Annotated in this window: 8 protein-coding genes; 5 read left to right on the forward strand and 3 right to left on the reverse strand. The window is 64.9% G+C overall.

Going from position 1 to position 8375, the window contains the following annotated elements; all coding sequences use genetic code 11:
- Positions 1-66: 66 nt before the first annotated feature.
- Positions 67-705 carry an MBL fold metallo-hydrolase gene (locus tag ALII_RS0119595; protein WP_024588913.1) on the reverse strand — a complete coding sequence of 213 codons (639 nt, stop codon included), beginning with the start codon at positions 703-705 and terminating at the stop codon, positions 67-69.
- A gap of 201 nt (positions 706-906) precedes the next feature.
- Complete coding sequence (locus tag ALII_RS0119600; protein WP_024588914.1) at positions 907-1800, reverse strand: branched-chain amino acid aminotransferase; 894 nt, start codon at positions 1798-1800, stop codon at positions 907-909.
- A 236-nt stretch (positions 1801-2036) separates the two neighbouring features.
- Between ALII_RS0119600 and ALII_RS0119605 the strand changes: the two genes are divergently transcribed.
- The 5 genes from ALII_RS0119605 to ALII_RS0119625 all read left to right on the forward strand — a co-directional run bounded on the left by ALII_RS0119605 (position 2037) and on the right by ALII_RS0119625 (position 7943).
- A complete protein-coding gene (locus tag ALII_RS0119605; protein ID WP_024588915.1) occupies positions 2037-2591 on the forward strand; it encodes a MarR family transcriptional regulator in 555 nt (184 codons plus the stop codon).
- 36 nt (positions 2592-2627) lie between these two features.
- Positions 2628-3332 (forward strand): response regulator transcription factor, encoded by a 705-nt coding sequence (locus ALII_RS0119610; protein WP_024588916.1) that lies wholly within the window; start codon positions 2628-2630, stop codon positions 3330-3332.
- Positions 3333-3400: 68 nt separating this feature from the next.
- Positions 3401-4810 carry an ATP-binding protein gene (locus ALII_RS0119615; protein ID WP_024588917.1) on the forward strand — a complete coding sequence of 470 codons (1410 nt, stop codon included), beginning with the start codon at positions 3401-3403 and terminating at the stop codon, positions 4808-4810.
- 115 nt (positions 4811-4925) lie between these two features.
- Complete coding sequence (locus ALII_RS0119620) at positions 4926-5342, forward strand: DUF983 domain-containing protein (RefSeq protein ID WP_024588918.1); 417 nt, start codon at positions 4926-4928, stop codon at positions 5340-5342.
- 150 nt (positions 5343-5492) lie between these two features.
- On the forward strand, positions 5493-7943 hold the full coding sequence (locus tag ALII_RS0119625) for a hypothetical protein (RefSeq protein WP_024588919.1): 2451 nt from the start codon (positions 5493-5495) through the stop codon (positions 7941-7943).
- Between the two features lie 6 nt (positions 7944-7949).
- Here ALII_RS0119625 and ALII_RS0119630 read toward each other — a convergent pair whose 3' ends face one another.
- A complete protein-coding gene (locus tag ALII_RS0119630; protein ID WP_024588920.1) occupies positions 7950-8309 on the reverse strand; it encodes a tRNA-binding protein in 360 nt (119 codons plus the stop codon).
- Positions 8310-8375 lie beyond the last annotated feature (66 nt).

Genomic DNA, 8375 nt, shown 5'->3' on the forward strand with positions numbered 1-8375 from the left:
GCCCTCCCTCCCCCTTGTGGGGAGGGATAAAGGGTGGGGGTCCGCTTCGCAGAAACCCACCCCACCTCACACCAAAAACGGATTGTTCCGCCGCTCGTCCCCGAACCGTCCCCCGGGCCCATGACCGCAGATGAAGCCGATCTCGTCACCGAGCGGCAGCAGCTTTTCCTTGATCGAGCGGATCAGCGTGTCGTGGTCGCCGCCCGGCAGGTCGGTGCGGCCGATCGAGCCGGCGAACAGCACGTCGCCGACATGGGCGAAGCTGGCGGCGCGGTTGTAGTAGACGACGTGGCCGGGCGCATGGCCGGGGCAGTGCAGCACCTCGAACTCGTGCTCGCCGAACGAGACTTTCTCGCCCTCGGCCAGGTACCGGTCGGGCGTGCAGTTGGCGAGGCCCTCGATGCCGTAATTGCGCGCCTGGTCGGCGATGCGGGCGAGGAGCGGCGCGTCGGCCTCGTGCGGGCCGATGATATCGACGCCGAGCGCTTCCTTCAGTTCCATCGCGCCGCCGGCATGGTCGAGATGGCCGTGCGTCAGCCAGATGGCCTCGATCGTCAGCCCGTTTTCGGCAATGACCTTCGTCAGCGTCTCGACGTCCCCGCCCGGATCGACGACGACGCCGCGCTTCGTCGCCTCGTCGAACAGGATTGTGCAGTTCTGCTGGAACGGCGTGACGGGGACGATCCCCGCTCTCATCTCACCCATGATGGTCTCCTCTTTGTCGGGCTCTACCTGAGGAGAATGAGGGCGGATTGCAAGGGTGGAAGGTGTTGTGGGGTGGATATGGCGAGGCCTGGATTCCTGTGACGAGCACAGGAATCCAGGCCTCGACGCTCGATGCCGATCGCCATGCCGAAAGAAGAACTGCGACGGTCGCCCGTCGCAGCGCTGGGTCGGCGCTTGGCCCTACTCCGCCGCGATGGCGTGCTTGGGCTGCACTTCCGCGGAATAGTCGTTCATCAGATTGCGCGAGATCTCGCCAGGCGTGAAGCGGTAGGGGCCGACTTCGGAGACGGGCGTGACTTCGGCGGCCGTGCCGGTGAGGAAGCACTCGGTGAAGCCTTCCATCTCCTCCGGCTGGATCGCGCGCTGGACGACTTCGATGCCGCGGCGCTTGGCGAGGTCGATGACCGTGCGGCGCGTGATGCCGTCGAGGAAGCAGTCCGGGTCCGGCGTGTGAATCTGGCCGTCCTTGACGAAGAACACGTTGGCGCCCGTCGCTTCCGCGACGCGGCCGCGCCAGTCGAGCATCAAGGCGTCCGCATAGCCCTTGGCTTCCGCCGCGTGCTTCGACAGCGTGCAGATCATGTAGAGGCCGGCGGCCTTCGACTTCGACGGCGCGGTGCGCGGGTCGGGGCGGCGGTATTCGGCGAGGTCGAGGCGGATGCCCTTGAGCTTCTGCTCGGGATCGAAATAGCTCGGCCACTGCCAGATTGCGATCGCGCAGTTGATGCGGTTCGACTGCGCCGAAACACCCATCATCTCCGAGCCACGCCAGGCGATCGGGCGGACATAGGCGTCCTGGAAGCCCTGCTTCTTCAGAAGCTCGCGGCAGGCGTCGTCGATCTCGTCGACGGAGTAGGGAATCTTGAAACCGAGCAGGCGCGCGGATTCATGCAGGCGCTCGGTGTGCTCGGTCAGCTTGAAGATCTCGCCGCCATAAGCCCGCTCGCCCTCGAATACCGCGCTGGCATAGTGGAGGCCGTGGGTCAGCACGTGAATCTTGGCGTCCGCCCATTTGACGAATTCGCCGTTCATCCAGATATGGCCGTCCAGTTGGTCGAAGGGAACGGATGCCATGGTAACCTCCCGCGGGCCTTTGCCCTGATCGTTGAGAGCTGCGTTTCTTGTCCTGTCGCGTTTCGTCCGCATTGGCGCGACGGCGTGGCAAATTGAAGGAAGTTCCAGAAAAATCCGCTTCGACTTGCCTTTTCGTTCGTCAATTGGCGAAAAGATTGGCAAAAATTACAAGCCCGTGCAATTTATGTCAACAAGGCTGACATAAATTTCGAATCTGCTAGGCTGACGATACGATGATGGCGAAGAAACTGGCCGAAACGGCCAAGGCGATCCGAACCCCGCTGACGGTCGATGACGGTATCGATTTCCCGATGATCGAGCTGTTCTTCTTCGCCTATCGCGATTTCACCTCCGATCCCGACCAGTTGCTGGCGACCTCCGGGTTCGGGCGCGCGCATCACCGCGTCGTCCACTTCGTCAACCGCATACCGGGCCTGACGGTCGCCGAGTTGCTGGACGTGCTCAAGATCACCAAGCAGAGCCTTGCGCGGGTGCTGAAACAATTGATCGACACCGGCTACATCGTCCAGATCCAGGGCCTGCGCGACCGGCGCCAGCGCGAGCTCTATCCGACCGCCAAGGGGCGCGACCTTGCGCTTGCGCTGGCCGCGCCACAGTCCCGCCGTATCGCCAATGCACTGACGCGCCTGGACACGCAGGATCGCGAGACGGTCGAGACCTTCCTGAAAGCGATGGTCGATCCCGACCTGCGCGCCCAGATCGAACAGCTTCCCGACGCCGCCGGAAACGTGCAGGATAAAGCGGTCGCCGAACCGGAAGCAACGCGATAGAAAACGACTTTCGGGCGGGGATCGAAGGGAGCATTCATGACCGAGACCACTTCCATTCTGGATGACGATGCCCCGCATCTGCTCATCGTCGACGACGACACGCGCATCCGCAGCCTGCTCGAGCAATATCTGGGCGAGAACGGTTTTCGCGTCACCGCCGCGGGCGACGCGGCCGAAGCCCGCCGCAAACTGGCCGGGCTCGATTTCGACCTGATCGTGCTCGACGTGATGATGCCGGGCGAGACCGGTGTCGAACTGACAAAATCGCTGCGTGAGGAAAAGGACGTTCCGATCCTCATGCTCACCGCGCTGTCGGAGACCGACAACCGCGTCGAGGGCCTGGAAGCCGGCGCCGACGACTACCTGCCCAAACCGTTCGATCCGCGCGAACTGATCCTGCGCGTCAACGCGATCCTGCGTCGCGGCGGCCCGCTGACCACGCCCAAGGTCGAGCAGATCGTCTTCGGCCCCTACACGTTCCAGATCACCCGGCGCGAACTGAAGCGCGGCGGCGAGCTTTTGCGCCTGACCGACCGCGAGCAGGAAATCCTGGCGATGTTCGCCGAGCGCGCCGGAGAGACGATCCCGCGCCACGAACTCGTCGGCGACGGCTCGGAAGTGGGCGAGCGCACGATCGACGTGCAGATCAACCGCCTTCGCCGCAAGATCGAGAAGGACCCGTCCAACCCGATCTGGCTGCAGACCGTGCGCGGCATCGGCTACAGGCTGAGCGTCGAATAGCCACGCTCGGCTTTTCTTTGAGCTTCGCCTCGCCCTGTCCTACAGTCGAGGACGAGCGGTAGGTGAAGATGGCGAGTTCGGACATCACGGAACGGGAAGGCGAAAGCCGCGAGGCGGCGCCCAGCTTCGGCGAAAGCGTGATCGCGCTCTGGCAGCGCACGGCCCGCCGCGCCGCGCGCTATATGCCCAAGCGCCTCTACGCGCGCTCGCTGATCATCGTCATCGCGCCGATGATCCTGTTCCAGTCGATCGTCGCCTTCGTCTTCATGGAGCGGCACTGGCAAACGGTGACGATGCGCCTTTCGGCCGGCGTCACGCGCGACATCGCCGCGATCATCGACATGATCGAGACCTATCCGCCGGGCGACAACTACTCGAACGCGATCCGCATCGCGCAGGAGCGGCTGGGCCTGAAGGTCGACCTCCTGCCGCCCGATCCCCTGCCGGCGCCCGGGCCGAAACCGTTCTTCTCGATCCTCGACCATTTTCTCAGCCAGGAGATCAACCGCCAGATCAACCGGCCTTTCTGGCTCGACACGGTCGGCAATTCCAACGTCGTCGAAATCCGCGTGCAATTGCAGGACAAGGTTCTGCGCGTCTTCGCCCGAAGATCGCAGACCTATGCGTCGAACACGCACATCTTCCTGCTCTGGATGGGCGGCACGTCGCTGGTGCTGCTGGCCATCGCCATCGCCTTCCTGCGCAACCAGATCCGCCCGATCCTGCAACTGGCGGAAGCCGCCGAAAGCTTCGGCAAGGGCCGCCCGATGCCCTCCGATTTCAGGCCCCGCGGGGCGGACGAGGTGCGCCGCGCCGGCAAGGCCTTCATCCAGATGCGCGAGCGCATCGAGCGCCAGATCGAGCAGCGCACCGCGATGCTGACCGGCGTCAGCCACGATCTGCGCACCATCCTGACCCGCTTCAAGCTGCAGCTCGCGCTGGCCGGGTCCAAGATGGATACGAAGCCCATGGAGCAGGACATCGACGACATGCAGTCGATGCTGGAAGGCTACCTCGCCTTCGCCAAGGGCGATGCGTCGGAGGACACCGGCTTTTTCGACCTCGAGGAATTCCTGGGCAAGCTGGAGGCCGAGGCCAAGCTGCGCAAGCGTAAGCTGACGACCAAGCTCACCGGCCGGCCCGAGATCACCGTGCGCCCGATCGCCTTTTCGCGGCTCCTCTCGAACATCGTCGGCAACGCCTTCCGCTACGCCAAGAAGGTCGAGATAACGGCCGTCCATTCGGCCGGATCGCTGACCGTCACCGTCGACGACAACGGGCCGGGCATCCCCGCCGAGCGCCGCGAGGACGTGTTCAAGCCCTTCGTGCGCCTCGACGAGGCGCGCAACCAGGACGCCAGCGGCACCGGCCTCGGCCTCTCCATCGCCCGCGACATCGCCCGCGCCCATGGCGGCGACATCAAGCTGGGCGACAGCCCGCTCGGCGGCCTGCGCGCGGTCATCCGTGTGCCGGCCTAGGGCGCGCTGAGGCGCGAAACCTGCTATAGTGCCGCAGGGTGACTTGCCGCATTGTTGCGGCGAACGATGTCTGCCACGGATATGCGAGCCGTCATGGCCAGCAAAGTGCAAGACGATGACCGACGCGACCTACAATCCGACTGACAATCCGATGAAGACCGGCATTCTGGGCCGCTGCCCGCAATGCCAGAAGGGGCACCTGTTCGACGGCTTCCTGTCGCTCGCCCCGCGCTGCGAGGTCTGCGGCCTCGACTATTCCTTCGCCGACCCGGCCGACGGTCCGGCCTTCTTCGCCATGTCGCTCGCCTGCGTGCCCGCACTCGCCTTCGCGGTATGGATTCAGGTCAATTTCGAGCCGCCGCTCTGGGTGCATGTGATCACGACCCTGCCGCTGATCGTGGCCTGCTGCGCCGCGCTCCTGCGCCCGCTCAAGGGCTGGCTGGTGTGCTCGCAATATTTCCACAAGGCCGAGGAAGGCAGGATCGACCGCGAATGGCACGCCGCCCGGTCGCGACGTGAGGAGGACGGCTAAAAAAGCCGCCCGCCATCCGGCACGCGCTTGTCGATCGCGCCGAGCACGACTTCATCCTCTTTAGCTCCAAAAGGCTAGAGCCGCGCCGATTGACCGTGCCGGCGCCGCAGAACATTCTCGCCCATCATCCGCAACGGATCGGTTCGTGTCATGAGATGCGGATTTGCCTTTCTTGCGTTCGTCTTCCTCTGGATCGGCACGCCCGCTGCATCGGCAGAAGGGACGGTCGAGTGCGCTTCGGCTGCCACGCCCGCCCACACGACGCTCTGCGCACATCCCCCGCTTGTCCTGCTCGATCGCGAACTCGCCGACCTCATCGACGCGCATGCGGCAGCGAACCAGGGGCGCCCGCAGCGCATCCAGCGCTTGGCCCGGCAGTTGGAACGCCACCAGCGCGACCTCGAACGGTGCGGCATCGATGTCGCCTGCATGGGCGAGCATTACGTCGGCTGGATCGACTGGATGGACAGCCAGGCCGGTCGGCCGCCGCGCGACTGGACGGCCACGCGCGCCGAACTTGCCACGATCGTCGATGCCGCGCGCAAGAGCGCCGGCGCGCTTCTGACACCACCGGGCGAAGCTCCGCACGCACTCATCGGCTTCTGGCGCGGCGCATTCGACTGTCGGCTCGCAGGGCGCAAAGGTCCGCTCGAATTCGTCTTCGATGCCGGGTTTGCCGGGACCGTGGTTGGGTTCATGTCGGCCTGGACGGCGGAAAGCGGACCGCTCGATGCTATCAAGCGCGGCGGCTTCGACGTCGCGGGCACGGAAGACCCGCGAAGCTGGCAAATGGTTCTCATCGGGTCGCGGATCGACAAGTCGGTTCCCGGCATGACGTTCAGTTCAGGCACGTTCAGTCTGGACGAGACAGGGCAGACCATCACCGGCAGCTTCGACGGCGCGAGTTGCGAACCGTTCACTTTGACCCGCACGGAGCGCAGCGAAGGCCTCGATGCGGTTCTCGCCTGGGTCGACACCTATCCCAATGGCCGCGACATCTGGGACTGGCCCTATGCAGCGCAGGACTTCCCCGCTCCCGAACTCTCGGCATTCTGCACCGAGGCGGTGGGCTGGATGCGCCTGCTCCACGACGATTATCCCGAAGCGCTCGTCATGCGCATGGGCGCCGACATCATCCAGCAAAAGGCAATCAATCTTCTCGACGATCCGCGGTTCATCGCATTCGCCGGCAAGCCGTTCGACGAGATGGCCGATGCCGAGCGGAAAACCATCGACGAACGCATCTATCGCGGCTGCCTGCAAAACCCGATCATCCGCCGTGCGATGCGCTGGTCGCAAGGCGCAACCCATGCGCTTGGCGCGCGCGAAGGCACTTACCCGTTCGAAGGCGTGATGCAGCAATTGTCGGCGGTGCGCGCCGCGCGGGCATGGCGCGACGACGCGCTCGCCTCAGTGGGCGATCCCTCGCCGGCGTCGTATGCGACCGCGGTCGCGCTGGGACCGGAAGGCGAGACGCAGCTTGCCGCGCTGATGCCGGGCGACCTGCAGCGCTTCAACGAGGCTCTCGTTGCAGCCCGGCGCGCGTCCGGTCCGAGTTTCGCCAAGGCGAGGCTCGCCACAGTCTCAACTGAACGACAAGAAGTCGCGACGCTCGCATCCCTGGCACAGGCAACCGACGAACTCGCGCCCGTCTTCGCCGACATGGAGCCGGCGGCGCGTGACGCGATCATCGCGGAGACCCGCCGGATCGAGGACGGTATCCTGACGACACTGATGGCGCGCGAAGCGCAGGCCATCGAGGGGTTCGGCAGCGGCCTTGCCGCAATCGAGGCGGGCCGGCGCTGGTATGGCCGCTTCATGCTGGACTATGGACGCTATCAGGATCGACCGCAGGTCGCCGCCGCGATGGCGGCATTCAGCGAGCGGCGCGGCAATGACGTCGGCACGCATGCCGCAGATCTGGCGGCGATGATCGCCGCGACGGAAGAAAAGCCCGCCTTCGACGCCTTGATGGAAAGCCATGTGATCGCCGGCGTGGATGACGACAACCCGCAGATCGCCGCGGCCTTGGGCGACCGCGCAGCCCATTTCCAGCGGCAGGAACTGCTGGCCGGTTTCTCGCCCTACGAGCGCAGCCTGGCCGATGCCGATGGCGTCCTCGTCGTTCCGGCGACCTATCCCGAGCCGACGGAAGACGAGATCGCACTCGCGGTCGCGCGCGAATACAGCCAGTACGGCACGAGCGCGCGCGACGGATCGTTCACGTACGGCCTGATCCCCGAAACGTCGGTCGAGATGCGGATCATCAGCGTCCGCAAACAGGGCTGTTCACCGGCAGCCGATGGCGGCTACCGATGCACGCGCGTGCTGACCCTGCAGATGGGCATGTCGCGTGCGATGCAAGGCATTCTGGGCAATTCGATCCAGGGCGACATCATGCAAGCCTTCCTGGACGATGCGAACGCGACGCAAAGCGAAGTGATCGAAGATCATTTCGTCCTGACGCCGCAGGGCTGGCGATCGACGCGTGCCGCAGAATCGGCGGCGCGCGGAATGGCCAACTCCCTGAACACCGTCACCGACGTGATCGGCGGCGTCGCGTGCGGACTTGCGGAACTGGGAGACATGGGCGGCTGCTAGTCGAGCTCAGAACAGCCGCCCGCCATCAGGCACGCGCTTGTCGATCGCGCCGAGCACGACTTCGCCCTCTTCGTCGGGAAAGCCGAGCGTCAGCACTTCCGACATGAACTTGCCGATCTGGCGCGGCGGAAAATTCACCACGGCCATGACCTGCTTACCGACGAGGTCCGCCGGCTCGTAGTGCTTCGTGATCTGCGCCGAGGATTTCTTGATGCCGAGCGGCGCGCCGAAATCGATCCGGAGCTTGATCGACGGCTTGCGCGCCTCGGGATAGGGCTCGGCCTCGACGATCGTACCGGCGCGGATTTCGACCTTGTCGAAATCGGCGAAGCTGATCTCGGGCTTCAGGCTGGATTCTTGCGACATGGATCACTTCCGATTGCCAAAATAGCGCAACGCCCATGCCCTCCCTCCCCCTTGTGGGGAGGGATA

Origin of the sequence: Aliihoeflea sp. 2WW, assembly GCF_000497755.1 — a bacterium.
Taxonomy (GTDB): domain Bacteria; phylum Pseudomonadota; class Alphaproteobacteria; order Rhizobiales; family Rhizobiaceae; genus Aliihoeflea.